26 protein-coding genes are annotated in these 20,956 nt (G+C 62.9%); 10 read left to right on the forward strand and 16 right to left on the reverse strand.

The window, feature by feature from the left end:
* Positions 1 to 46: 46 nt before the first annotated feature.
* The 3 genes from V6590_RS08540 to nth all read right to left on the reverse strand — a co-directional run bounded on the left by V6590_RS08540 (position 47) and on the right by nth (position 2,970).
* A complete protein-coding gene (locus V6590_RS08540; RefSeq protein WP_335421925.1) occupies positions 47 to 1,213 on the reverse strand; it encodes a hypothetical protein in 1,167 nt (388 codons plus the stop codon).
* 123 nt (positions 1,214 to 1,336) lie between these two features.
* Complete coding sequence (locus V6590_RS08545) at positions 1,337 to 2,329, reverse strand: adenosine kinase (RefSeq protein WP_335421927.1); 993 nt, start codon at positions 2,327 to 2,329, stop codon at positions 1,337 to 1,339.
* Positions 2,326 to 2,970 carry an endonuclease III gene (nth, locus tag V6590_RS08550; RefSeq protein ID WP_335422509.1) on the reverse strand — a complete coding sequence of 215 codons (645 nt, stop codon included), beginning with the start codon at positions 2,968 to 2,970 and terminating at the stop codon, positions 2,326 to 2,328. Before nth ends, V6590_RS08545 begins: the two co-directional genes overlap by 4 nt.
* 109 nt (positions 2,971 to 3,079) lie before the next feature.
* On the opposite strand from nth, the gene V6590_RS08555 reads away from it, so the two are divergent.
* The 7 genes from V6590_RS08555 (at position 3,080) to V6590_RS08585 (ending at position 8,553) form a co-directional block, all read left to right on the forward strand.
* Entirely contained in the window at positions 3,080 to 3,934 is an 855-nt protein-coding gene (locus V6590_RS08555; RefSeq protein WP_335421928.1) for a methylated-DNA--[protein]-cysteine S-methyltransferase, read from the forward strand.
* A 102-nt stretch (positions 3,935 to 4,036) separates the two neighbouring features.
* Positions 4,037 to 4,693 carry a YiaD family glycine zipper/OmpA-like lipoprotein gene (locus V6590_RS08560; protein WP_434063243.1) on the forward strand — a complete coding sequence of 219 codons (657 nt, stop codon included), beginning with the start codon at positions 4,037 to 4,039 and terminating at the stop codon, positions 4,691 to 4,693.
* A 107-nt stretch (positions 4,694 to 4,800) separates the two neighbouring features.
* Entirely contained in the window at positions 4,801 to 5,568 is a 768-nt protein-coding gene (locus V6590_RS08565; RefSeq protein WP_335421932.1) for an FCD domain-containing protein, read from the forward strand.
* A 72-nt stretch (positions 5,569 to 5,640) separates the two neighbouring features.
* Positions 5,641 to 6,285, forward strand: a complete 645-nt coding sequence (locus V6590_RS08570) for a GntR family transcriptional regulator (protein ID WP_335421934.1) — start codon at positions 5,641 to 5,643, stop codon at positions 6,283 to 6,285.
* A gap of 95 nt (positions 6,286 to 6,380) precedes the next feature.
* The gene (locus V6590_RS08575; RefSeq protein WP_335421936.1) at positions 6,381 to 6,740 is read left to right on the forward strand and encodes a DUF6455 family protein; all 360 of its coding nucleotides are present in this window, start codon (positions 6,381 to 6,383) and stop codon (positions 6,738 to 6,740) included.
* Positions 6,741 to 6,803: 63 nt separating this feature from the next.
* On the forward strand, positions 6,804 to 7,508 hold the full coding sequence (gene deoD, locus V6590_RS08580; protein ID WP_335421937.1) for a purine-nucleoside phosphorylase: 705 nt from the start codon (positions 6,804 to 6,806) through the stop codon (positions 7,506 to 7,508).
* Positions 7,509 to 7,575: 67 nt separating this feature from the next.
* The gene (locus V6590_RS08585; protein WP_335421939.1) at positions 7,576 to 8,553 is read left to right on the forward strand and encodes an aldo/keto reductase; all 978 of its coding nucleotides are present in this window, start codon (positions 7,576 to 7,578) and stop codon (positions 8,551 to 8,553) included.
* 21 nt (positions 8,554 to 8,574) lie between these two features.
* On the opposite strand, the gene V6590_RS08590 is transcribed toward V6590_RS08585, so the two are convergent.
* From V6590_RS08590 to V6590_RS08645, 12 genes are all read right to left on the reverse strand, one after another.
* Complete coding sequence (locus tag V6590_RS08590; protein ID WP_335421941.1) at positions 8,575 to 9,438, reverse strand: urea carboxylase-associated family protein; 864 nt, start codon at positions 9,436 to 9,438, stop codon at positions 8,575 to 8,577.
* A gap of 380 nt (positions 9,439 to 9,818) precedes the next feature.
* Entirely contained in the window at positions 9,819 to 10,595 is a 777-nt protein-coding gene (locus V6590_RS08595) for a succinate dehydrogenase iron-sulfur subunit (RefSeq protein WP_335421943.1), read from the reverse strand.
* A 3-nt stretch (positions 10,596 to 10,598) separates the two neighbouring features.
* Entirely contained in the window at positions 10,599 to 10,889 is a 291-nt protein-coding gene (locus V6590_RS08600) for a hypothetical protein (RefSeq protein WP_335421946.1), read from the reverse strand.
* Between the two features lie 5 nt (positions 10,890 to 10,894).
* Entirely contained in the window at positions 10,895 to 11,218 is a 324-nt protein-coding gene (locus V6590_RS08605) for a hypothetical protein (protein ID WP_335421948.1), read from the reverse strand.
* Positions 11,219 to 11,417: 199 nt separating this feature from the next.
* On the reverse strand, positions 11,418 to 13,223 hold the full coding sequence (gene sdhA / locus V6590_RS08610) for a succinate dehydrogenase flavoprotein subunit (RefSeq protein WP_335421949.1): 1,806 nt from the start codon (positions 13,221 to 13,223) through the stop codon (positions 11,418 to 11,420).
* A gap of 11 nt (positions 13,224 to 13,234) precedes the next feature.
* Positions 13,235 to 13,606, reverse strand: a complete 372-nt coding sequence (gene sdhD / locus V6590_RS08615; RefSeq protein ID WP_335421951.1) for a succinate dehydrogenase, hydrophobic membrane anchor protein — start codon at positions 13,604 to 13,606, stop codon at positions 13,235 to 13,237.
* Between the two features lie 11 nt (positions 13,607 to 13,617).
* On the reverse strand, positions 13,618 to 14,001 hold the full coding sequence (sdhC, locus tag V6590_RS08620; RefSeq protein ID WP_335421954.1) for a succinate dehydrogenase, cytochrome b556 subunit: 384 nt from the start codon (positions 13,999 to 14,001) through the stop codon (positions 13,618 to 13,620).
* Between the two features lie 172 nt (positions 14,002 to 14,173).
* Positions 14,174 to 14,896: a DUF4344 domain-containing metallopeptidase gene (locus V6590_RS08625; RefSeq protein ID WP_335421957.1), complete on the reverse strand. Its 723-nt coding sequence runs from the start codon at positions 14,894 to 14,896 to the stop codon at positions 14,174 to 14,176.
* Positions 14,896 to 15,927, reverse strand: coding sequence for a MaoC family dehydratase (locus V6590_RS08630; RefSeq protein ID WP_335421960.1), 1,032 nt, complete (start codon positions 15,925 to 15,927; stop codon positions 14,896 to 14,898). The genes V6590_RS08625 and V6590_RS08630 overlap by 1 nt, the downstream gene beginning before the upstream one ends.
* Before the next feature lie 53 nt (positions 15,928 to 15,980).
* On the reverse strand, positions 15,981 to 16,184 hold the full coding sequence (locus tag V6590_RS08635) for a DUF1737 domain-containing protein (RefSeq protein ID WP_335421962.1): 204 nt from the start codon (positions 16,182 to 16,184) through the stop codon (positions 15,981 to 15,983).
* Positions 16,184 to 16,738 carry an NnrU family protein gene (locus tag V6590_RS08640; RefSeq protein WP_335421965.1) on the reverse strand — a complete coding sequence of 185 codons (555 nt, stop codon included), beginning with the start codon at positions 16,736 to 16,738 and terminating at the stop codon, positions 16,184 to 16,186. Before V6590_RS08640 ends, V6590_RS08635 begins: the two co-directional genes overlap by 1 nt.
* A 39-nt stretch (positions 16,739 to 16,777) precedes the next feature.
* Positions 16,778 to 17,641: an HpcH/HpaI aldolase/citrate lyase family protein gene (locus V6590_RS08645; RefSeq protein WP_335421967.1), complete on the reverse strand. Its 864-nt coding sequence runs from the start codon at positions 17,639 to 17,641 to the stop codon at positions 16,778 to 16,780.
* 216 nt (positions 17,642 to 17,857) lie between these two features.
* Between V6590_RS08645 and V6590_RS08650 the strand changes: the two genes are divergently transcribed.
* Positions 17,858 to 18,163 carry a hypothetical protein gene (locus V6590_RS08650; RefSeq protein ID WP_335421969.1) on the forward strand — a complete coding sequence of 102 codons (306 nt, stop codon included), beginning with the start codon at positions 17,858 to 17,860 and terminating at the stop codon, positions 18,161 to 18,163.
* Between the two features lie 4 nt (positions 18,164 to 18,167).
* Here the strand turns inward: V6590_RS08650 and V6590_RS08655 are convergent, their stop codons facing one another.
* Positions 18,168 to 18,911 carry a sulfite exporter TauE/SafE family protein gene (locus tag V6590_RS08655; protein ID WP_335421971.1) on the reverse strand — a complete coding sequence of 248 codons (744 nt, stop codon included), beginning with the start codon at positions 18,909 to 18,911 and terminating at the stop codon, positions 18,168 to 18,170.
* A 152-nt stretch (positions 18,912 to 19,063) separates the two neighbouring features.
* Here V6590_RS08655 and mdh point away from each other — a divergent pair, with 152 nt between their 5' ends.
* Together mdh and V6590_RS08665 are read left to right on the forward strand one after the other, a co-directional pair.
* Positions 19,064 to 20,026, forward strand: a complete 963-nt coding sequence (gene mdh, locus V6590_RS08660; protein WP_335421973.1) for a malate dehydrogenase — start codon at positions 19,064 to 19,066, stop codon at positions 20,024 to 20,026.
* Positions 20,027 to 20,105: 79 nt separating this feature from the next.
* Entirely contained in the window at positions 20,106 to 20,786 is a 681-nt protein-coding gene (locus tag V6590_RS08665; RefSeq protein ID WP_335421975.1) for a class I SAM-dependent methyltransferase, read from the forward strand.
* Positions 20,787 to 20,956 lie beyond the last annotated feature (170 nt).

The following is a 20,956-nucleotide window of genomic DNA, read 5'->3' on the forward strand; positions in this document are numbered from 1 at the left end:
CGGCACAGTCACCTGCGCCTTCCCTTGAGCGATATGGGTTGGCGGATCAAGGTTTGAAGGCCGCGAAATTGCTGCGGGTTGCCTCCAGGGACCGGATCAGTTCGGTCAGTTGCTGCAGGGTGGTCTTTGGGTCATCCAGCAGGGTCTTTGCGCGCTGCAGCAAAGGGTCGCTTTCGGCGATCACCTTTTCCATCCCTTCCCGCTCTGTCTCGGCAGCCTTGCGGTCTGGGGAATCGGCGCTGAGCGTGGTCATTCGGCTGGTCTGCGCCTGAAGGCGCTGCTGAAGCTGTTCGGTCATCTGCCCGACATCGTTCACCAGCGACCGCAACACGGCCCGCCGTTCCTTGTCGCCCGCCGCGACGGGATCGCCGGCATTGGCCGCCCCGCTGCGTTCTGCGAAGTAAAATCCGATCATGGCCGCGAGGATGGTTGAAATCATCGTCAGCGTCTGCTTGGCCACATCATCGGCCATGCTGTTATCCACCTTGGGAAAGGCGGCCACCTGCCAGATGGTATCCGCGCCCTGCCTAGCCTCTTGCAGCACGACAAGGGCATCACTGCCCAATTGCGTTTGCAGCTGCTGGCGAAGGCTTCGCGCGGCCTGACGGTCGGTTTCCACGGCCAGCAGAAGCGATGTCGCGGCAAAGGGCGAGCGGTCATTGTAGCTGGTGATCAGAAAGGCCGACAGAACTCCGACCAGCACGATGAAGGCCATGGTCAGAATGGCGCGGATCGATCCTTCCGGCAGGCCGAAAGGGTGGCGGCCATCAATCATGCCGATCCGATAGGCGGCGCGGCTGAGCAGGCTCATGATTCCGGTGAAGGCCGCAATGCCGATCAGGATCAGCGCCGCCACCCAGATGAAGCCATTGGAGTTCTGACAGCCTTCGCGGCAGGTGATCAGCACGACAAAAGCCACCAATGCGGCCAGTCCGGCCAGTGCCATCAACAGGAAGCGGGCGGCCCGCGGCATCTGGACAAGGTCCAGCGCGTTGGGGCTGGCCTTGGCCTCCATCTCCTTGTCGCGCTGATTGATGTCATGGGCGATGACCCAGATCATCACCACCAGCGCCAAGGCCAGCGCGGCAAGGATCAGGGTTTCCATGGTGGTCAGCGCAAAGGCAGAGGTTTGTGCGCTTTCGGCATGTCCGGGCACAGGCAGAAGTGTGACAAGTGCAACAGTCAAGGCGGGCAGGCGCGGCGGTGCGGGCATGGCAGGCTCCGGGCGGCAGGATATTCCTGCGCCCAGAGTATCAGGTTGTGCCCGGTCCGGTTGCGCCGAACCGGCAAGGGCGGCGCATCGTATTGACGCGGCGTTAACGATCCTGTGCGGACGTCAGATCAGGCCATGCTGGCGGAACAGTGCCGCGAGGTCGGCTTCGGGCCGCGCGCCGATATGGCTGATGATTTCCGATGCCGCCAGATTGCCCATGCGCGCCGCGGCCTCATAGCTGTGGCCATGGGTCAGGCCCCAAAGGAAGGCCCCCGCGAACAGATCCCCTGCGCCGGTGGCGTCAATGATTTGTGTCGGCACTGCCGGCACATGCCAGTGCTGTCCTTCGGCCAGAACATGGGCGCCATGTTCGCCTTCGGTGCAGGCCACGATGGCCACATCTGCCGCCGCCGCGGTCAGCGCCGCGTTGAAATCCTCGGTCTGATACATCGACAGAAGCTCTGATCGATTGGCAAACAGCAGGTCCATATCCTCGCGGATCATCTTGCGGAAGGCATCGCGATGCCGTTCCACGCAGAACGGATCGGACAGCGTGACCGAGGCCCGTCCGCCCGCCGCCTTGCAGGCCCGGATTGCCTTGGCAAAGGCCGCATGGCTTTCAGGGCCGTCAAAGCGATAGCCTTCCAGATAAATCCATTCCGCCTGCGCCATCTGTGCCTCGTCGATGTCAGCAGGCGACAGGAATTCCGACCAGCCGAGATAGGTGTTCATCGACCGCTCGCCATCCGGGGTGACCAGAACGATGCAGCGCCCGGTTTCCTGTGCGCTGTCCTGCGGCGCGAAAGCGGTTTCATACACGGCGCCTTGCGCCCGCAGGTCATGGGCGAAAATGCGGCCCAGCTGATCATCCTTCACTTTGCCCACATAGGCCGTACGTCCGCCAAGGGCCGCGACACCGGCGATGGTATTGGCCGCCGATCCGCCCGAGATTTCCTTGGCAGGACCGATCCGGTCATAGAGCGTGACCGCGCGCTCCATGTCGATCAGCTGCATGATGCCCTTGCCGATGCCATTGGCCTCCAGAAACGCCTCGTCGGCATGGGCCAGCACATCGACCATGGCGTTGCCGATGCCGACAACCTGAAACTTCTTCATGCGGTTTTTTCCTCGAATGGGCACAGATCGCGGATCAGACAATCCGCGCAGCGGGGTTTTCTGGCCGTGCAGATGTAGCGGCCATGCAGAATCATCCAGTGATGGGCATGTTGCTGGAATTCGGCAGGAATATGGTCTTCGATGGCCCGTTCCACGGCTTCGACATCACGGCCCGGGCAAATGCCCGTGCGATTGCCCAGCCGGAAGATATGGGTGTCCACGGCTTGCGCCGGGATATTCCACCACATGTTCAGCACGACATTGGCGGTCTTGCGCCCCACCCCGGGCAAAGATTGCAGCGCCGCCCGGCTGGAGGGCACTTCGCCGCCATAGGTTTCGACCAGAATCTCCGACAGGCGGATCACGTTCTTGGCCTTTTGCCGGAACAGGCCGATGGTCTTGATCGCCTCGGTCAGCCCGTCAAGGCCAAGCTCCAACATCTTCTGCGGGGTGTCCACATGGGCAAACAGCGGGCGGGTGGCCTTGTTGACCCCCGCATCCGTGGCCTGTGCGCTGAGCGCCACAGCCACCAGCAGGGTATAGGCGTTCACATGATGCAGCTCGCCTTGCGGTTCCGCGCAGGCGGCACGGAAGCGGGTAAAGATCGCATGGATCGTGTGGTAATCGAGCTGGCGTGCCATGATGCTGCCGCTCATGCCAAATACCGGGCTGTTGTGCAAGAAAAGCCGCAGGAAACGGGTCGCAAGGGGGCGCATTCGCCGCGTAAACTGGCAAAAAAGGGGGTCCCTGATGTCTGACGAAAGCCCTGCCTATCATTACCGGGTCATCGCCCGCGCCCTGGCCGAGATTGATGCGGGGGGGCCGGATCTGACGCTGGACAGTCTTGCTGCACGGATGGGCATGAGTTCGGCGCATTTCCAGCGGGTCTTTTCGCAATGGGTTGGCGTCAGCCCGAAGCGGTATCAGCAATATCTGACGCTGGATTATGCGCGGCGGTTGCTGTCTGACAGGTTCACCTTGCTGGAGACCGCGCTCTCCACCGGCCTGTCGGGCACCGGGCGGCTGCATGATCTGTTCCTGCGATGGGAAGCGATGAGCCCGGGTGATTTTGCCCGCGGTGCCGCGGGATTGACGATCCGCTGGGGCACGGGCGAAAGCCCCTTTGGCCCGGTGCTGGCCATGGCCACGGATCGCGGTCTGTGCGGGCTGGCTTTCACTGCCGAGACCGGCTTTGAGGCGGCCTTTGCCGATCTGGCGGCACGCTGGCCAGAGGCGCGTCTGGTCGAGGATCGCGCCGGGATTGCAGCGATGATCGCAGGCATTTTCGGGGGGGCGGAAACCCGGCTGCACATGATCGGTGCGCCGTTCCAGATCAAGGTGTGGGAAGCGTTGCTGGCCATCCCGTCAGGCCATGTCACCACCTATTCCAACATCGCCAGTGCCATCGGGCATGATCGGGCAGTGCGGGCGGTGGGTACGGCCGTCGGGCGCAATCCTGTCAGCTTTCTGATCCCCTGCCACCGGGCCCTGCGCAAATCCGGCGGGCTGGGCGGCTATCATTGGGGACTGCCGGTCAAACGGGCGATGCTGGCCTGGGAGGCGGCACGCGCCGATGTCACGACGGGGGCTGTCACCGCTTCGTGATGGGCAGGATTTTGCCACCCTGCAGGCGGCCAATTCCGTTTCGCCGCATTGCAGGGTAGCATGTTGCCAAAGGCCGAGAGCGGCCCTTCATGAACGAGGCAGATGATGATCTTCAAATCCCCCCTTCTGATCGGCCTTGCCGGTGCCACCTTGCTGGCGGGCTGTGTGCAGGACCCCTACGCCTATTCCGACCCCAATGCCCGGACCAAGGCGGGTGTGGCGACCGGTGCGGTTGTCGGAGCGGGTCTGGGTGCATTGTCCGGCAGTGGCGATGACCGATTCAAGAATGCCGTGCTGGGGGGGGTTGTCGGTGCCGTGGCGGGTGGTGCCATCGGCAATACGCTGGATCGGCAGGCGGCGGAACTGCGCCAGCAACTTGGCGGCAGCGCCAGTGTGGTGAATACCGGCAACAGCATCAATGTCACCATGGGTCAGGACATTCTGTTCGCCACCGACAGCACTGTCGTGCTGCCCGGATCGCAGGGCAACCTGTCGGCCATTGCCAATAACCTGACCCGTTATCCCAACAGCCGGATCGAGGTGATCGGCCATACCGACAGTGATGGCGAAGCCGCCTACAATCAGGACCTTTCGGAACGCCGGGCACGTTCTGTCGCGGGGGCGCTGATGTCTTACGGCGTGGCCCCGGCCCGCATTGCAGCCTTTGGTCGGGGCGAAGATCAGCCCATCGCCTCGAACCTGACGCCGCAGGGCAAGCAGGCCAATCGTCGGGTTGAAATCATCATCCGTCCGAATTGATCGGATTGATATCCTGATCCCGGGGGGGCTGGCTGTGTGCCAGCCCCTTTTTGCATTGCGCCTTGACTTGACTGGTCATATTTTCTGACCACGGAGGGCGCGCGATCATGCCATTTGAAAAAGTCACCGCCGAGAAACTGTCGCAAAGTGTCGCGCGCCAGATCGAGATGCTGATCTTGCGCGGCGTGCTGCGCCCCGGTGAACGCCTGCCTGCCGAGCGCGATCTGGCCGACCGGCTGGGCGTGTCGCGCCCGTCGCTGCGCGAAGCGCTGGAGGCACTGGAAGGCAAGGGGCTGGTGACCAGCCGCCCGGGTTCGGGTGTCTTCATCGCGGATGTGCTGGGTTCGGCCTTTTCGCCCGCGCTGGTGGAACTGTTTTCCACCCATGATGAGGCGGTGTTCGATTACCTGAATTTCCGCCGCGATCTGGAAGGGCTGGCGGCAGAGCGCGCGGCGCGGCTGGGGTCTGACACCGATCTGGAGGTGATCGGCACGATCTTTCAGAAGATGGAAGCCGCGCATCAGAAGCGAGATCCCAGCGACGAGGCCGCGCTGGATGCGCAGTTTCACATGGCGATCATCGAGGCGAGCCATAATGTCATCATGTTGCACATGATGCGGTCGATGTTCGATCTGTTGAAACAGGGCGTGTTCTACAATCGGCAGATGATGTTTCGCAACCGCATGACCCGCGACATGCTGCTGGATCAGCACCGCGCCATCAACAGCGCCATTCAGGCGCGCGACGGGGCGGCGGCCCGCGCTGCCATCGGGGCGCATATGGATTATGTCGATCTGGCGTTGAAGGATCAGCAGCGCGCCGACCGGAATGAGGCAGTGGCCCGGCAGCGGATGGAACATGAACGCAGCCGCTGAACTGCGGTCGTGCAGGCAGATCGTACCAAAGGCCCCTTGACCATCTTGCCGAAGCGGTGCTTCGTTTGCGCCATGCAGAACGCGCGACCGAGTGATACCGCCGCCGCACATGAGCGGCTTTACCGTAACCTGCGGGCGCAGGTGATGCATGGCGAACTGGCGCCCGGGCAGGCGCTGACGCTGCGTGGTCTGGGCAAGCAATTCGGGGTGTCGATGACCCCCGCGCGCGAGGCGGTGCGGCGGCTGGTGGCTGAAGGCGCGCTGACGCTTTCCTCATCGGGGCGGGTGGCGACGCCGGAGCTGTCGCCCGACCGGATCGAGGAACTTGCCGCGATCCGCGCGCTGCTGGAACCCGAACTGGCCGCCCGTGCCTTGCCCCGCGCGCATTTCGCGCTGATCGACCGTCTGGCCACGATCAACGCCACCAATGCCGAGGCCGTTGCGCGGCAGGATTCCGTGGCCTATGTCCGCAGCAATCTGGAATTTCATCGCACCCTCTATCTGCGCGCGCAGGCGCCTGCGATGCTGGCCATGCTGGAAACAGTCTGGCTGCAGCTTGGCCCCACGATGCGCGCGCTTTATGCCCGGCTGCGCCGGAATGAACCGCCGCAGCATCACCGCATGATCCTTGCCGCGCTGCGGGCCGGGGATGAACCGGCGTTGCGTCTGGCGGTACGCACCGATGTGACACAGGGGCTGCGCCATCTGGCAAGCTGATCCTGACAGGCGGTGAAGGCCGGGTTGACCTGCGTCAAATCGCAGGGCTGCGCTTGCGGCTATGTTGGTTGCAAGTTCAACCTTGGAGGCCACGGATGCGCGAACGCCTGCAGACCCTTTTCGCCAAATGGCGCAGCCTGACCGAAATCGAAGCCCTGACAGAACGCGACCTGACAGATATCGGCCTGAACCGCGCGCAGATCGAAGATTTCGTGCGCATGCCCGCCGATACCACCGCCCGCATGGCCAGGATGGCGGCCATTTTCGGCCTGACCGTCGAAGATCTGAAACGCGACCATGGCGCATGGCTGGACCGGGTGCAGACCTGTGGGCATTGCGGGGAACGGCGGCGCTGTTCGCAGGTTCTGGAACAGGCTGATGCGGCAAGCCCGGCCCAGGCTGGCTTCTGCCCCAACGCCGCCGATTATGCGGCCCTGTCCGAAGGGCGCAGCTAGGGGCTTTTCGCCCGCGCCTCTTTGCGTATAGCCTGAGGGATCAGGTGATGAAGAGGTGGCAGCATGACAGTGCATATCGGGGCGAAACCGGGCGAGATCGCCGAAACGGTGCTTTTGCCCGGTGATCCCTATCGGGCCAGATGGGCCGCGCAGACCTTTCTGAAGGACGCGGTTCTGGTGAATGAAGTTCGCGGTATGCTGGCCTATACCGGAACCTGGAATGGCCACCGGGTCACCATCCACGGCACCGGTATGGGCATGCCGTCGCTGTCGATCTATGTGAACGAGCTGATCCGCGATTATGGCGCGCAGACCCTGATCCGCATTGGCAGCGCAGGCGGCATGCAGCCGCAGGTGAAGGTGCGGGATGTTGTGCTGGCCATGTCGGCATGGACGGCAGGCAGCCCGTCCCGCACCATCTTTCGCGACCTGACCTATGCGCCGACCGCCGATTTCGGCCTGCTCAAGGCCGCATGGGAGGCAGGGCAGGGCCGGGGTATCGGCATTCACGCCGGGCCGATCTTCTCGTCGGATACATTCTATGATGAACGCCCGGATCTGGGTGAACAGATGCAACGCCATGGTGTGCTGTGCGTCGAGATGGAAGCGGCAGAACTCTACACCCTTGCTGCCCGTTATGGGCGCCGGGCCTTGGCGGTGCTGACCATCTCTGACCATTTGCTGACCCATGAAGCCCTGCCGTCCGATCAGCGCGAGCGCAGTTTCGGCGATATGGTGGAAATCGCGCTGCGTGCGGCCTTTGCCTGACATCAGGGCTTGACCCAGGCGATTCGCGGGCGTTGGATGGCATCCCCCCAGATGGAAGGATGCTGCAATGCAGAAATTATCGCTTGGAACCCGGGGTCCGATCATCTCGGGCCTCGGGTTTGGTGCCATGTCTTTCGGTGGCATTTTCGGTCCGACCGATCGTCAGGAAAGCCTGTCCTGCCTTGATGCCATGTGGGAGGCAGACATCACCTTCGTCGATACTGCAAATATCTACGGCATGGGCATCAGTGAAACCGTGATTGGCGAATGGCTGGCCACACGCCGCCCGCATGGGGTGGTTCTTGCCACCAAGGCTGCAATCGTCAACGGCCCGCCACGGCGGATCGACAACAGCGCCGCGCATTTGCAGACCGAGCTGGAGGCCAGCCTGCGCCGTCTGCAGGTCGAGCGGGTCGATCTGTTCTACCTGCACCGCCGCGACGCGGGGACCGATCTGGCCGAGGTGATCGACACGCTGCAGAGGTTGGAGGTGCAGGGCAAGATCGGGGGCTATGGCCTGTCGGAAATCGCGCCTGAAACCCTGCGGCAGGCCTATGCGATCCATCCGCCCCTTGCGGTGCAGAATGAATACTCGCTCTGGACCCGACAGCCGGAGCTTGGGCTGCTGCAGGAATGTGCGCGGTTGGGGGTGACCTTTGTGGCGTTTTCACCGCTGGCGCGCGGCATGTTGGGCGATGCGCCGCTGCGACTGGATCAGGTGCAAGACGGTTTTCGCAGCCAGAACCCGCGTTTCACCGAGCCGAATTTCAGCCGGAACCTGACGCGGATTGATGCTTTCCGCAGGTGGTGCGCAGCACGGGGCTGGACCGTGCCGGCCACTGCACTGGCCTGGGTCAGGGGGACAGGCGATCATGTCGTGCCGATCCCTGGCACCCGCGCGGCAGGCCGATTGCGGCAATGGGTGCCGATGCCGGAGCTGACTGCCACAGACCGGGCCGAGATCGACCATATCCTGCCCCCCGGTTTTGCTGCGGGGGATCGTTATGGCGACCATCAGCTTCTGGGGATCGAACGCTACTGCTGACACTTTGCCGGAGGGCGGATGTCACAGGCCATGGCTGCGGTCATAGCCGTTTGGTGCCGGGGACATCCAGCCTTGCGGCGGGGCCACAGGCGCAAAAACCTCGATCTGCAGCGGATAGCAGGCCGCCGCATCGGAAGAATGCTCTGATGAACAATCGCCACCGGGGCAGGCCGACAGCGCCCCCAGCAGATCGATTTCGGCAAAGAACTCCAGATAGTCGCCGGGCCGAACCGGGCTGGCCTTCATGAAATATTGCCCGGTATCGCGGGTGAAACCGGTACACATGAAGACATTCAGCACATCATGCACATGCGTTTCAGCCTCGGGCAGGCTCAGCCCGCGTTCATGGGCGAGCGCACGGGTCAGGTTGGAATGGCAACAATGATGATACTGGCCACCATGGCTTAGCAGGTTGTGGGTATAGGGATCGCAGCGCGTGCCGATCACGTCATGCACCGCGCCACCGAAGGCATCGAACCCGTACCAATCCAGCGTGTCATCGGTGATGGTGGCCATGGGGCGCAAATGCGGATGGCTGGTCCACATCCGGTCGCCACTGGACAGGTGCGTGCCGTGCAGGGCGCGGGTCTTGCCGGAATAGAAGCGTTCGGCCAGATTGTTGGCATTCCACAGGTTTAGATCACCGACTTGCGGCCCGTCCACGCTGGTGATGCGGAAGAAATGCCCGGCGGGCACCGTGAAGCAGCGGGCATGTCGTGGGGGCACCAGCACCGTGGTCGTCCGGGTCCAGCCCGCACGGGCCGCACGATAGGTGGCCAGATCAGGCCGGGGCAGGGTTTCGACGGGGTAGCAGATCACCGGGGCCAGGGCTTTGCGCGCGTTGGCATCGGGAGGCGCGGCATGGTCGGGATGGGAAGGTTTCACGGCACAGGCTCCGGTCTGAATTGACCCGAGCCTGTGCCGGATGATACGCCGGGTCAAGCAGGGGCGTTGCCCCTCTGGCCCTGCGGGCCATTCAACTCGGGATATTTGAACCAAGGTAAGAGGGGCGCAGGCAGTGTTTGGGGCGGCGCCCCGTGGCTGGCGTTTCCGACCCGCATGTGGCACAGCGCCAAGTGCTCCGCGACCGGCTTTCGCGCCAACGGCAGTGGCGGGTCAGGGTCGAGCCACGCCGGGTGAACCAGAGATAGCCTAGGGTGGCCAGCGCAAGCAGGGGGATCAGCAGGAGCATGAGGCGGGGTTTTCCATGAACGGGAAAGCCCCGGCGGGATGGCCGGGGCTTTGGAACAGGAGCGCAGACTGGATCAAACGGCGCGTTCGACCATCATCTTCTTGATTTCTGCAATCGCCTTGGCCGGGTTCAGGCCCTTGGGACAGGTCTTGGCGCAGTTCATGATCGTATGGCAGCGATAGAGTTTGAACGGGTCTTCCAGATTGTCCAGACGTTCGCCCGTGGCCTCGTCGCGGCTATCGATGATCCAGCGATAGGCATGCAGCAGCGCGGCGGGGCCAAGGTATTTGTCGCCATTCCACCAGTAGGACGGGCAGGAGGTGGAACAGCTGGCGCACATCACGCATTCATAAAGACCATCGAGTTTCTTGCGGTCCTCGATCGACTGGCGCCATTCCTTGGCCGGGGTATTTGTCTTGGTTTCCAGCCAGGGCATGATGCTGGCATGCTGGGCATAGAAATGGGTCAGGTCGGGGATCAGATCCTTGATGACCGGCATATGCGGCAGCGGGTAGATCTTCACATCGCCCTTGATCTCGTCCAGCCCATAGATACAGGCCAGCGTATTGATCCCGTCGATATTCATGGCGCAGCTGCCGCAGATGCCTTCGCGGCAGGACCGGCGGAAGGTCAGCGTCGGGTCGATCTCGTTCTTGATCTTGATAAGCGCGTCCAGAACCATCGGCCCGCATTTGTCCATGTCGATGAAATAGGTATCGACCCGCGGGTTTTCGCCATCATCGGGGTTCCAGCGATAGATCTGGAATTTGCGAACATTCTTGCCGTCCGGCTTCGGCCATGTCTTGCCGGTGCGGACCTTGGAGTTCTTTGGCAGGGTGAACTGGACCATTGGCTAGGGCCTCCAATCAGGGCGGGAGTAAAGCGGGCGGCTGGGAAGCTGCCCGGATTGTCGGTAAACGCAGGCATCATAGACCTGCGCAGGGTCGCGCCCGGCAAGGGCGTCGGTCGAGATGTCAAGTTCCAGCCGGGTGGAAAGCCCGCCATTGCTGGAGGCCCCGATGGCCACCTCGCCATGGGGGCCGGTGGCTGCCTTGGCCTGCGCTAGACAGTTCCGCTCGGCCGCTTCGCGCGAAACGGGTCCGCAGGCCGCTAGCAGGGCAAACATGGCAAGGGCGGCGCGCATCGGCATCATCCGGCGATCGGGCCAATGCCGCGTGCCCGAAGGCATTCGGCGGTGGCAGGGCGGCGCAGGATGGTGGCCACGTTCTGAACCGTCAGCGTTCCGGCGCGGACGCCGAAATCCTTGGCCAGATTGTGCAGCTCCATCGGTGTCGCCTGGCCGATCACGCAATCGGTGGCGGCCTGGGCTTGCGGGGTCGGCATGTAGTTTTGCAGCACGGGCGTCACGACCGTACGGGCCAGCCGTTCATTCACGCTGTCGCCAACAGGCCGGCCAGAGCCGGTGCAGGCGGCCAGCAGGGCCAGGGCAGAAAGGAGCGGAACAGCGCGCATCGGAGACCTCAACTGACAAGGGGTTTCGCGCCAGCATAACCGGCGCGAAGGACCATGCAGAGGGGGGCGCCGATCACGCCTGCGAAACCCTGCCGACCAAGCGCCCCTTGCCGGGCGGCTAGCCGCCGACCAGCCACCGATCCCCGGCGCAGGGCCAGGGCAGCCGCATGAAAGCAAAGGGCGGCGGTGCGCAGCATGATCAGAACTTGCGCTCGGCCGGGGCGATCTTCTTGAGGCTGATGCCCCCGTCGGATTCCGGCGTCAGCGGATCGACATGCACGGCGCGGTAGCTGAGCGTGACCTTCGCCCCATCGACATGCGCGAGGCTGTGCTTGCGCCAGTTCACGTCGTCGCGGTTCGGGAAATCCTCATGCGCATGGGCGCCACGGCTTTCGGTACGGGCATGCGCGCCATAGATGGTGGCCAGCGCATTGGGCATGAGGTTCGTGAGTTCCAGCGTTTCCATCAGATCGCTGTTCCACACGAGGCTGCGGTCGGTGACCTTGATATCGCCCATCTTCCCCGCGATCGCCGTCATCTTCACCTCACCCTCGGCGAGGGTTTTTTCGGTGCGGAACACGGCGGCATCGGATTGCATGGTTTTCTGCATTTCCAACCGCAGGTCGGCGGTGGGGATGGCGCCATTGGCATGGCGCAGCGCGTCAAACCGGCCAAGCGCACGGTCCACCTCGGCTTTGTTCACCGGGGTGCTGCGCTCTTTCGGGTTGACGATCTCGCCGGCGCGGATGGCCGCCGCACGGCCGAACACCACGAGGTCGATCAGCGAGTTGGAGCCCAGACGGTTCGCGCCATGCACGCTCGCACAGCCCGCCTCGCCCACCGCCATCAGGCCGGGGAAGATGGCGTCGGGGCTCTCGGCCGTGGGGTTCAGCACTTCGCCCCAATAGTTGGTGGGAATACCGCCCATGTTGTAATGCACGGTCGGCAGAACCGGGATCGGCTCCTTGTGCAGGTCAACGCCCGCAAAAATCCGCGCGGATTCCGAGATGCCGGGCAGACGCAGTTCCAGCGTCTCGCGCGGCAGGTGGTTGAGGTGCAGGTGGATGTGATCGCCATGCTCGCCCACGCCACGGCCCTCGCGGATTTCCATGGTCATGCAGCGGGACACATAATCGCGTGGCGCGAGGTCTTTGTAATGGGGCGCGTAACGCTCCATGAAGCGCTCGCCCTTGGAGTTGGTGAGGTAGCCACCCTCGCCACGCGCGCCTTCGGTGATGAGACAGCCCGAGCCATAGATGCCGGTCGGGTGGAATTGCACGAATTCCATGTCTTGCAGCGGCAGGCCCGCACGGGCCACCATGCCGCCACCGTCGCCGGTGCAGGTATGGGCCGAGGTCGCGCTGAAATAGGCACGGCCATAGCCGCCGGTCGCCAGCACGGTCATCTTGGCATTGAAGACGTGGATCGTGCCGTCATCCAGCTTCCACGCCACCACGCCGGTGCAGCGGCCGTCGGTGATGATCAGGTCCAGCGCGAAATATTCGATGTAGAATTCCGCGTTGTTCTTGAGGCTTTGGCCATAGAGCGTGTGCAGAATGGCGTGGCCGGTGCGGTCGGCGGCGGCGCAGGTGCGCTGCACCGGCGGGCCTTCGCCGAACTCGGTCGTATGACCACCAAAGGGGCGTTGATAGATCTTGCCCTCTTCGGTGCGCGAAAACGGCACGCCGTAATGTTCCAGCTCATAGACCGCAGCGGGGGCCTCGCGCGCGAGATATTCCATCGCGTCGGTGTCGCCCAGCCAGTCAGAGCCTTTCACAGTGTCATACATGTGCCACTGCCAGTTGTCGGGGCCCATGTTCGCAAGGCTGGCCGCGATGCCGCCCTGCGCCGCCACAGTGTGCGAGCGGGTCGGGAAGACCTTGGTCACGCAAGCGGTGCGCAGGCCTTGCTCGGCCATCCCCAGCGTGGCGCGCAGGCCCGCGCCACCGGCGCCGACCACGACGACATCATAGTCGTGAACTTCGTAAGGATAAGCGGTGGTCATCGGTCAGCCTCTCAGAGCGCGATCTTGGCGAGGGCGTAGAAGCCCACGGCGATCACGGCATAGGAAATCGAAATCGCCAACATGATCAGGCCCTTCTTGGCGCTGCCACGGGCGTAATCCTCGATCATCATCTGCGCGCCCTTGGCGAAGTGGCGCATGCCGACAAAGAGCACGAGGCCCGTCAGGATGGCCGGGAAGGGGCGGGCGAAGGTCGCCACAACCTCGGCATGGCCCTGCCCAAGCGCGGAGCCGAAAATATAGACCCAGACCGGGATCATGAAAGCCAAACCCACGGCCGAAACGGTCATGAACCAGTGGTGTTCGGTGCCGGTGCCAGAGGCGCCCTTGCCCTCGGCGCGTTTGCGGGCGGTCAGGTAACGCATGATGTGCCCCCTCAGACGATGATGGCGGTGAGGACGGTCAGCACGACCGAACCGATGATGCAGGCCCAGCCCAGTTTTTCGGCGGTGGGAATATCCAGCCCCTTGCCTGCGTCATAGTACAGGTGACGCAACCCGGCGAGATAGTGATACCACAGCGCCCAGGCCGAAAGGAAAAACACCAGATCGCCAAACCACGAGGTCGCGACGCCATTGGCGAGGGCGAAATACTCAGGCCCCACCGCCGCCGAAAGCAGCCACCAGACCGCCAGCAAGGTGCCGACGATCAGCCCGTTGCCGGTGATCCGTGTCAGGATCGAGGTGATGGAGGTCAGTTGCGGGCGGTAGATCTGCAGATGGGGGGAAAGGGGGCGTTCAACCCGCTTTGCTTCGGCCATGGTGTCCCTCTGTCGCTTGGCGCGGCGAAAGCGTCGCGCGTTGGCAGGATATCTGGCTTTTCAATAGCGGTTTTTTTCCGCAAGTCACGCCCGCAATGGTGTGAAATTCACATCGTTTCCGCTATCAGCTTCGGATTTTTCGGTTTTGTGATCACGTTTTTTTGGCGCGTGATCACAGTTCGGCGGCCTCTGCCACCTCCCACAGGTAATTGGTGAACTCGCTGCACATCACGATGCGGGACTCATCGGGGATGTAGAAGGCATTGATCTGGTCGCACGCTTCGATATCCACCTCGATCGCCTGCGGCAGATCGAACCGTTCGTTCAGTTCGCGGATCTCTTCAGCGATGACGGTCGCTGTGAATTCATCCTCGGCGGCATCAAGCTTAAGCGCAGTGCCGGGGGCCTGATCTGAAAGGTCTTGCAGATAGACCCACCAGCTGTCTTCGGCCAGTTGCCGTTCCTCCGGGCATCCGGCCGCGCGTTCCACCGGCAGTTCGGCGGCAATGGCAAATTGCTCGCGGTTGTCGGGATCGGCACCGTAAAACAGGCAGACCGACGTGAAATAGCGCTGCATGTCATGGCCATGCACGTCCCAGAACCCGGGGTCTTCCTCGGCACTGGCCGCGGCCGAAATCGCATAGGCCATCGCGGTATTCGCCACGATTTCCTGGGCGATCTGCGGCTCCCATACTTCGTCGATCAGCAAGACCGACAGGATATCGGCGGCGTCCTCTTCCTTGCCCAGCACAGGAAGTTCCAGCTGGTCGATCAGGGCATGGCCCAGTTCGTGGTAGAAGATCGCCACCAGATTATCGGCGACGAAATTGGACTGCGCCTCGTCATCGGCAAGGACGGGCGAGGCAAGCAGCGAGGCAAGGAGTGCGATGCGCATCATTTTGGAATCAGGGCCCAGTAATCCAGATCAAGCAGGGTTTCGGGCAGATACTTGCCGTCTTCGCCCTTAAGCGCAAAGGGTTTTGCTCCCTGCTTTACCGCCACCAGCCGCAAGCGCAGCGCGCCAACGCCGGGGGCCGGGGTGTCGGCACGATCCAGCACCTCGGACCAGGCCTTGATCGTATCGCCGGCAAAGCAGGGATTGGCATGGGCGCCACCGTTCAGCGCGACAATCATCTGCGCATTGGCAAGCCCGTTGAAGGACAAAGCCCGCGCCATACTGATGACATGGCCGCCATAGATCAGCCGCTTGCCATCCTCGCGGAAGGTGGCGTCGAAATGGACCTTGGCGGTGTTCTGCCACAGGCGGGTGGCGATCATGTGTTCGGCCTCTTCGATGGTCACCCCATCGACATGGTCGATCCTTTCGCCGATCGCGTAATCGCCCCAGCGATGCGGCTCGCCGGCCAGAGTGAAATCGTAATTCGTGAAATCCAGACCTTTGGGGATCACAAGATCACTGGCAGGGACTGATGTCTTCAATTCCGGAACTATCGGCGCGGGGGCGGGAGCTGCGGGGTCATTCTTGCGCACCATAACCCAGCGGACATATTCCAGCACCGGTTCGTCATGCTGGTTCAGGCCGATGGTGCGCACATAGACATTGCCCGACTTGCCGTTGGAATTTTCCTTCAGGCCGATCACGGTGGATTCCGACCGCAGTGTATCGCCGGGCCAGACCGGTTGCAGCCAGCGCCCTTCGGCATAGCCAAGGTTCGCCACCGCGTTCAGGCTGACATCGGGCACGGTTTTGCCAAACACGACGTGAAAGGCAATCAGGTCATCCAGCGGGCTGAAGGGCAGGCCACAGGATTGCGCGAAGGCGTCGGAGGAGTATAGCGCATGACGCGCCGGATAAAGCGCGTGATACATGGCCCGTTCGCCCATCTTGACAGTGCGCGGCACGGCATGGCGGATCACGTCGCCAATGCGATAATCTTCAAAGAAGCGGCCGGGATTGGTCTTCATGGACTGTCAACTCCTGTAGGGTGGGCCGGGGCAAGGCCCGGCCCGGGCGGGCATTACTGTTCGCCCAGTTTCAGATCGGGGGTGTAGGTGCCGGGCACCTCTTTCACCACGGCCTGACCGCAACGCATGACGCCCTTGGTGGCATCAAAGGCATAGGTCGGGCTGCCATGCAGGGCCCAGCCCTTGTTCAGGGCGGCAGTGACCTTGTGGCAGAAGGCCGAAGTGTCGTCGTCGGACAGAAAGCGGTAAAGCTGCATCAGTAATAGGTTCCCTCGAACACCGGATGTCCCAGCCAGAGGTGAACCATCGCGACAATCCCGTAAAGCACCAGCGTCCCGGCCAGGTTCATCGCATCGCCCTTGAGGCCACGGCCATTGGTGGGCGCGGTCCAGGGGGTGCGGTTGACCAGCGCCATCTGGCCAAGCGCCCAAAGCCCCAGGCCACCGAACAGCAGGATCGAGGCAAGGTCGCCATTCACAAGTAGATGGGCGAATGCCCAGACCACTGTGCCCCACAGCATCGGGTGCCGCATTCTTGGGTAAAGCGTGCCTTTGGTGCCGCCGACGCCATACAGGAACAGCGCCACCAACATCAGGGTGTTATTGGCATGTCCCATGCCGGGCAGGGGGGCATAAACGGGCACGAATTCGGCGCTGCGATAGCCGATGACCATCAGCACCATCCCGGCCAGAATGGCCAATGCAATGGCCCCCTTGCCCGGGTTTCCCCAGCCGTCACGCAATCCCGGCGCAAGGCGTTTGATGTAATGCGGCACGATCCAGAGGATAAGGCCGAGGGCGAGCAGGGTCATGAGCTGGCTCCAGTTATGTAAAACTGGTTCACATAACCATCAATCTGCCATGGCCGCAATCGCCTGTGCCTTGGCCAAGGTGGCCTGCGCGGTGACGATATGCAGGTTTTCGACAATTTTCCCGTCCACAACAGCAACGCCGCCACCCTTGGCCGTCGTATCATTGAAGGCGGCAATCTGGCGGCGGGCCAGGTCGATTTCGGCCTCGGAAGGGGCGAAAGCGGTATTCGCAATCTCCAACTGGGCCGGATGGATCAGGGTCTTGCCATCAAAGCCCATGTCGCGGCCCTGTTCGCATTCGGCGCGCAGGCCTTCGTCATCCTTGAAGGCATTGTACACACCATCGACGATCACCAGACCATGCGCCCGGGCCGCCAGGAGGCACAGCCCAAGCCCGGCCTGCATCGGCAGGCGGTCAGGGCGGAACCGGCTGTTCAGCTCCTTGGCCAGATCATTGGTGCCCATGACCATGCCTTTCAGGCGCGGGTGCGCGGCGATTTCGGCGGCGTTCAGCATGCCGGCGCAGGTTTCCATCATCGCCCAGAGATCGGCACCCGGCACCGCCTCGGCCACGGCATCCAGATCGGCGGCACGGTTGACCTTGGGGATCAGGATCGCGTCGATCCGGGCGCCACGGGCAATCGCCTCGTCCATCGCGGCAGCATCGGCGCGGCCCCATTCCGTATCAAAACCGTTGATCCGAACGATGCGCGCCCGGCGGCCGAAATCCCAGTCGGTCAGCACCTGTGCCAACAGTTTGCGCGCTGCGGGCTTTTCGTCAGGGGCCACGGCATCTTCCAGATCGAAGATGATCGCATCGGCGGCCAGGCCGGTCGCCTTTTCCAGCGCCCGTTCCTTGGAACCCGGGATGTACAGAACGGAACGATAGGGACGTGCGGGCATGGTGCGATCCTTCGGGCAAGATTCTTTCGCCAATGACCACATCTTTGGCATATTCGGCAAGATCAAAAATGCCGCATCGCAGCAAGTCGGGTCAATTCGATGGGGAACAGCGCGCGAACGCCCGAGCCGTTAAGGAATTTTCATTGCATCAGGCGCAGCCTTTTCCCATCGACCACCGCGCCACGGCGCCCCAGACAGGAAGGCTGACCGATGATGATGCAACAGACCCTCTTCGCCCTCTCGCTCGGGTTCGCGGGCGTGATTCTCGCCACCCATGCGGGCCATGCCGCGCAATGCGCCCCGCGCGACCAGGTGATGGTGACCCTGGCCGAGAAATATGAAGAAAGCCGTCAGGCCATTGGTCTTGCCGGACCACAGGCTGTGATGGAGCTTTACGCCTCAGCCACGGGCAGCTGGACCATCATGGTGACCATGCCCGACGGCATGTCCTGCCTGCTGGCGTCGGGCCAGGGCTATCAGGCCTTGCTGGAACCGGCCCCGGCCAAGGGCGATCCGGCCTGATCCGTCAGACGATGCCGTCCCAGACCAGCTTGACCGAGAGCGCCAGCAGCGCCCAGGTGACCAGCCGGAAGAACAGCGCCTCTGGCAGCTTGCGCACCAGACGGACGCCGACGAAAACCGCCAGAATGGCCGGGATCATCAGGATCAGCGTGACCTTCAGGTTGCCCATGTTCACTTGGCCAAGCGCCCAGTATGGCGGCAGCTTGATCAGGTTTACCCAGGCGAAGAGGATCGTGGAGGTCCCGGCATAGACCTCTTTGGGCAGGCGCAGCGGCAGGGTGTAAACCTGATAGGGCGGCGCCCCGGCATGGCTGACAAAGCTGGTGAAACCGGTCAGCGTGCCCCAGAACAACCCTGGCACCACCCGGCCCGGATGCGCAATGCCCTCTGATGTCTGCGGGCGTAGCAACAGATTGGCGGCAAACACTGCCCCGATGCCCCCGACCACAGCCCCCACCGTCTTTTCCGGCACCAGATGTGCCGTGGCCCATCCAAGGGCGACCCCGATCGCCGTGGCAGGCACAAGGATGATCAGCAGGCGACGGTTGAACGCGCCGCGATAGGCGTAAAGCCCGAACATGTCCGAGACGATGTAGATCGGCAGCAGCAGCCCGGCTGCCATGACCGGCGACATGACCAACGCCATCAGCGGCACACTCAGCATCGCCACGACCGGTACGCCGCCCTTGCCAAGGCCAACCAGCGCCGATGCCAGCCCCGCAATGGCCCAGAAGGCCCAATCCTGCATATCCGCCCCTTTATGTCGAATTGCGCCGGGTTTAGCGCAAACAACTTGCGCGAACCAGCAGGGCCTGTCATGCCGCATCGCGGCAGCCTTGCGAGACTCGGCGCGGGGCTCTATGCATACCACCGTATACAATCCCAGCCGGAGACGGAATCATGGCACGACCCAAGATCGCACTGATTGGCGCAGGCCAGATCGGCGGCACCCTCGCCCATCTTGCAGCCACCAAGGAACTTGGCGACATCGTAGTTTTCGACATCGCTGAAGGCACCCCGCAGGGCAAGGCGCTGGATCTGGCGCAATGTGGCCCCGTCGAAGGGTTTGACGCTGTGCTGAAAGGCACCAATGACTATGCCGATATCGCAGGCGCCGATGTCTGCATCGTGACCGCAGGCGTACCGCGCAAGCCGGGCATGAGCCGCGATGATCTGCTGGGCATCAACCTGAAGGTCATGAAATCGGTCGGCGAAGGCATCAAGCAGCACGCGCCGAACGCCTTTGTCATCTGCATCACCAACCCGCTGGATGCGATGGTCTGGGCGCTGCGCGAATTCTCGGGCCTGCCGCACAACAAGGTTGTCGGCATGGCTGGCGTGCTGGATGCCGCCCGCTTCCGCCACTTCCTGTCGGTGGAATTCAACGTCTCCATGCGCGATGTCACCGCCTTTGTGCTGGGTGGCCATGGCGATACCATGGTGCCGCTGGTCCGCTATTCGACCGTGGCCGGTATCCCGCTGCCGGACCTGGTGGCGATGGGCTGGACCACGCAAGAGCGTATGGACAGCATCGTCCAGCGCACCCGCGATGGCGGTGCCGAGATCGTTGGCCTGCTGAAAACCGGTTCGGCCTTCTATGCCCCGGCCACCAGCGCCATCGAAATGGCCGAGGCCTATCTGAAAGACCAGAAGCGCCTGCTGCCCTGCGCTGCCTATGTGAAGGGGGCCTATGGTCTGGACGGGATGTATGTCGGCGTGCCGACCATCATCGGCAAGGACGGGATCGAACGGATCGTGGACATCAAGCTGAATGCCGAAGAACAGGCGATGATGGACAAGTCGATCGATGCGGTGAAGGGCCTTGTCGCCGCCTGCAAGACCATCGATCCGTCGCTGAACTGATTGATCGCCGGGAAACCGGGGCAGGGGCGTCGCTTGCGGCGCCCTTTTGCTTTGTGGCGCGGGGTGCTAATCCCGCCCCATGTCCAGCCATATCTCGCCCTATCACGCCCCTGATTTCATTCCCGATGCGCTGGCGCGCGGGCATCACCGCGCGATCATCGGCGGGCGGTGGGAAGAGACGGGCAATATCCAGATGGAGATGCTGCTGGCCGAAGGGCTGCAGCCCCGGCACCGTCTGCTGGATATCGGCTGCGGGCCGCTGCGCACCGGTTGCCGTGTTGTGCCCTTTCTGAACCCCGGCAACTACTGGGGCACCGATCTGTCGCGCGATCTGATCCTGAAGGGATACGCGTCAGAGCTGACCGAAAGCGACCGGACCCGGCTGCCCAGATCGCAGCTGATCGGCGATCCGGATTTCAGCCTGCCGGGCCTGCCGCGCGATTTTGATTATGTGCTGTGCTTTGCGGTTTTCACCCATCTGCCGCTGAACCATCTGCGGCGCGGCCTGATCCGGGTGGCGCAGCATGTAACGCGGTTCGAAAAGTTCCTGTTCACCGTCTTTCTGGCCCCCGATGCGCAGGCTGCCCTTGCCCCGGTGCGCCAGCCTGACGGGGTGGTAACCCATGACGCCCGCGCGCCCTATCATGTGTTGGCCGAAGACGTGCATCACTTTGCCTGGCAGGCCGGGCTTGATGTCCAGATTCGCCCGACCCGCCTGCCGCGGGGGCAGGCGCTTTGTGTGGCAACCCGCCGCAGCTGACCTGCGGGGGCGCTGTTTGCGTTAGCAGTTTCTTTCTTGTGATCACACTTTTTCAGGCTGTGATCACAAATGCGATTTTTCTGCCCCAAAACCCCCCGTTCCCGCAAAACGCGTTTTGAAAGCGCCGTTTTCTGTGGCATTCCCGCCGCAAATCAGCAGCGATGGGACAT

This window comes from Gemmobacter denitrificans (genome assembly GCF_036964905.1).
GTDB lineage: Bacteria > Pseudomonadota > Alphaproteobacteria > Rhodobacterales > Rhodobacteraceae > Gemmobacter > Gemmobacter denitrificans.

Coding starts and splice junctions, on each gene's coding strand:
- V6590_RS08640 (WP_335421965.1), bottom strand. CDS start 16,738: ATGACCCTGCTCGCCCTCGGCCTTATCCTCTGGATCGTGCCGCATTAC.
- V6590_RS08665 (WP_335421975.1), top strand. CDS start 20,106: ATGTCCAGCCATATCTCGCCCTATCACGCCCCTGATTTCATTCCCGAT.
- V6590_RS08575 (WP_335421936.1), top strand. CDS start 6,381: ATGCGCGAACGCCTGCAGACCCTTTTCGCCAAATGGCGCAGCCTGACC.
- sdhC (WP_335421954.1), bottom strand. CDS start 14,001: ATGGCCGAAGCAAAGCGGGTTGAACGCCCCCTTTCCCCCCATCTGCAG.
- V6590_RS08645 (WP_335421967.1), bottom strand. CDS start 17,641: ATGCCCGCACGTCCCTATCGTTCCGTTCTGTACATCCCGGGTTCCAAG.
- V6590_RS08585 (WP_335421939.1), top strand. CDS start 7,576: ATGCAGAAATTATCGCTTGGAACCCGGGGTCCGATCATCTCGGGCCTC.
- V6590_RS08545 (WP_335421927.1), bottom strand. CDS start 2,329: ATGAAGAAGTTTCAGGTTGTCGGCATCGGCAACGCCATGGTCGATGTG.
- sdhA (WP_335421949.1), bottom strand. CDS start 13,223: ATGACCACCGCTTATCCTTACGAAGTTCACGACTATGATGTCGTCGTG.
- nth (WP_335422509.1), bottom strand. CDS start 2,970: ATGGCACGCCAGCTCGATTACCACACGATCCATGCGATCTTTACCCGC.
- mdh (WP_335421973.1), top strand. CDS start 19,064: ATGGCACGACCCAAGATCGCACTGATTGGCGCAGGCCAGATCGGCGGC.
- V6590_RS08555 (WP_335421928.1), top strand. CDS start 3,080: ATGTCTGACGAAAGCCCTGCCTATCATTACCGGGTCATCGCCCGCGCC.
- V6590_RS08565 (WP_335421932.1), top strand. CDS start 4,801: ATGCCATTTGAAAAAGTCACCGCCGAGAAACTGTCGCAAAGTGTCGCG.
- V6590_RS08655 (WP_335421971.1), bottom strand. CDS start 18,911: ATGCAGGATTGGGCCTTCTGGGCCATTGCGGGGCTGGCATCGGCGCTG.
- V6590_RS08630 (WP_335421960.1), bottom strand. CDS start 15,927: ATGAAGACCAATCCCGGCCGCTTCTTTGAAGATTATCGCATTGGCGAC.
- V6590_RS08650 (WP_335421969.1), top strand. CDS start 17,858: ATGCAACAGACCCTCTTCGCCCTCTCGCTCGGGTTCGCGGGCGTGATT.
- V6590_RS08625 (WP_335421957.1), bottom strand. CDS start 14,896: ATGCGCATCGCACTCCTTGCCTCGCTGCTTGCCTCGCCCGTCCTTGCC.
- V6590_RS08595 (WP_335421943.1), bottom strand. CDS start 10,595: ATGGTCCAGTTCACCCTGCCAAAGAACTCCAAGGTCCGCACCGGCAAG.
- deoD (WP_335421937.1), top strand. CDS start 6,804: ATGACAGTGCATATCGGGGCGAAACCGGGCGAGATCGCCGAAACGGTG.
- V6590_RS08560 (WP_434063243.1), top strand. CDS start 4,037: ATGATGATCTTCAAATCCCCCCTTCTGATCGGCCTTGCCGGTGCCACC.
- V6590_RS08605 (WP_335421948.1), bottom strand. CDS start 11,218: ATGCGCGCTGTTCCGCTCCTTTCTGCCCTGGCCCTGCTGGCCGCCTGC.
- V6590_RS08635 (WP_335421962.1), bottom strand. CDS start 16,184: ATGCAGCTTTACCGCTTTCTGTCCGACGACGACACTTCGGCCTTCTGC.
- sdhD (WP_335421951.1), bottom strand. CDS start 13,606: ATGCGTTACCTGACCGCCCGCAAACGCGCCGAGGGCAAGGGCGCCTCT.
- V6590_RS08540 (WP_335421925.1), bottom strand. CDS start 1,213: ATGCCCGCACCGCCGCGCCTGCCCGCCTTGACTGTTGCACTTGTCACA.
- V6590_RS08600 (WP_335421946.1), bottom strand. CDS start 10,889: ATGCGCGCCGCCCTTGCCATGTTTGCCCTGCTAGCGGCCTGCGGACCC.
- V6590_RS08570 (WP_335421934.1), top strand. CDS start 5,641: ATGCAGAACGCGCGACCGAGTGATACCGCCGCCGCACATGAGCGGCTT.